The organism is Kitasatospora putterlickiae (assembly GCF_039527695.1).
Lineage (GTDB): Bacteria > Actinomycetota > Actinomycetes > Streptomycetales > Streptomycetaceae > Kitasatospora > Kitasatospora putterlickiae.
On sequence record NZ_BAAAKJ010000035.1, the window covers coordinates 1 to 1,779 of the forward strand.

Consider the following 1,779-nt stretch of genomic DNA (forward strand, 5'->3'; position numbering starts at 1 on the left):
CGCGGGCGGCGCCGCCGAGGACGGCGATCCGCAGGTGGCCGTCGGGGCCGGGGAGGGCGCCGGTCTCCCGGGCCCAGCAGCGCAGCAGGGCCTCCAGGGCGGCCTGTTCGGCGGCGACGACCGGGTCCGGGTGGAGCAGCCGGTCGGACGGGGCCGGCGGCGCGCTGGTGGCGGGCCGGCCGGCCGGGGGTCGGGGCGGGGCTCCGGTCAGGGCGGTGCTCATGCTGCTCCTTGATGCGCGTGGAGTGCCGACGCGCAGGGGGTGGAGAGAACCGGCGGGCGCTCACACCGTCGCGTCAGGTAAGGGTTACCTATCCCTGAGGGGTGATCACAAGGACCGCTCACTCGTCCGGGTGAAGATCGGTGATTGTCCGCCGCGCGGGCGGGAAGGCGGACCCGCCGAGCGGACCGACGGCGTCGCCGGGTCACGGATCGGCGGTCCTCGCCGGGGACCGGAACCCGGGGGCCGCCCGGGACCGTCCTGGTGGCCAGTGGCAGACTCCAGGACGGCGGTCCGCCGCCCACACCGAACTACCCAGGGGGACAGCACCATGCCAGCGATCCACCGGTCAGCCGCGGCCGCGGTCCTCGCCGCGGGGACCCTGTTCGCCGTCACCGCCTGCGGCCCGGACGGGCCTTCGGGCGGTGACGCCGCCGCGACGCCGCCCTCCGGCGGCACCACCGCTTCCGCCTCCGCCTCCGCCGCAGGGGGCGGCAGTGGCGTGATCGGCGGCATCACCCTGCCCTCGGGCCTGCCGACCGGCCTGCTGGAGGGCCTGCCGAAGAGCTGGGACGACCTGACGAAGTGGAAGTTCGAGGACTGGGACAACTGGGCGTCCAAGCACGTCTTCAACAACCCGATCGTCAAGGACTTCTGGAACCCGGACAAGATGGGCGACTCCAAGCCGGCCGACCCGGCGCCGCCCACCGCCAAGCCCGCCGACGACGCGGGCGTCACCGACCCCGAGCCGTCGGTGGTCAAGGCCGTGACGGTGCCGCGCCCGTACACCAAGCAGCCCTCCGGGAAGGTCTTCTTCTCGGCCGAGGGCGGCCGCGGCAACTGCTCGGCCACCGTGATCCAGGACCCGGCGAACCCGGGGAGGAGCAACCTGGTCTGGACGGCCGGCCACTGCGTCCACCCGGGCAAGGGCGGCAACTACTTCAAGGACCTGGTCTTCGTCCCGGCGTACAACAACTCGGGCGCGTCCAGCGGCGGCAGGAAGGCGCCGCTGTCCGAGCTGGCGCCGCTCGGCACCTGGTGGGCCAAGGACGTGGTGACCTCGCCGCAGTGGCTGGTCGAGGGCGGCGGCACCGGTGACGCGGCGAACCAGTACGACTTCGCGATCATGCGGGTGAGCAACCAGACCGACACCGGCAAGTCGCTGGAGGAGACGGTCGGCGGGGCCGTCCCGGTCTGGTTCGACGCGCCGCGCGAGAAGCTCGCCGTCAGCGCGATCGGCTACCCGCTCTACAAGCCGTTCGACGGCCAGGAGCTCTACAAGTGCGAGGGCGGGAAGCCGACCCGGCTCTCCTTCGACGCGAAGCGCCCGTCGATGCTCACCATCGGCTGCGACATGACCCAGGGCTCCAGCGGCGGCGGCTGGTTCGCGCCGATGCCGGACGGCAAACTGGCGCTGGTCTCCAACACCTCGATCGGCACCCAGGACCACACCTCGCTGAGCGGGCCGTACCTGGAGACGGTCGCCAAGCAGGCGCTGGACTGGATCTCGAAGAAGAAGAAGTAGGCCCCGGGCAGCGGAACGGGCCCCGGTCCCCCCT

General features: G+C 73.0%; 1 protein-coding gene and 1 pseudogene. One reads left to right on the forward strand and one right to left on the reverse strand.

Annotation, left to right across the window (positions count from 1 at the left end; all coding sequences use genetic code 11):
- A pseudogene (locus ABD308_RS04325) lies at positions 1-223 on the reverse strand (hypothetical protein); the annotation flags it as partial.
- A gap of 328 nt (positions 224-551) precedes the next feature.
- Between ABD308_RS04325 and ABD308_RS04330 the strand changes: the two are divergent.
- Positions 552-1,745 (forward strand): trypsin-like serine peptidase, encoded by a 1,194-nt coding sequence (locus tag ABD308_RS04330; RefSeq protein WP_344325769.1) that lies wholly within the window; start codon positions 552-554, stop codon positions 1,743-1,745.
- Positions 1,746-1,779: the final 34 nt, after the last annotated feature.

Excerpts from the sequence above, each read along its gene's own strand:
- ABD308_RS04330 (WP_344325769.1), top strand. The coding sequence starts at position 552 with ATGCCAGCGATCCACCGGTCAGCCGCGGCCGCGGTCCTCGCCGCGGGG.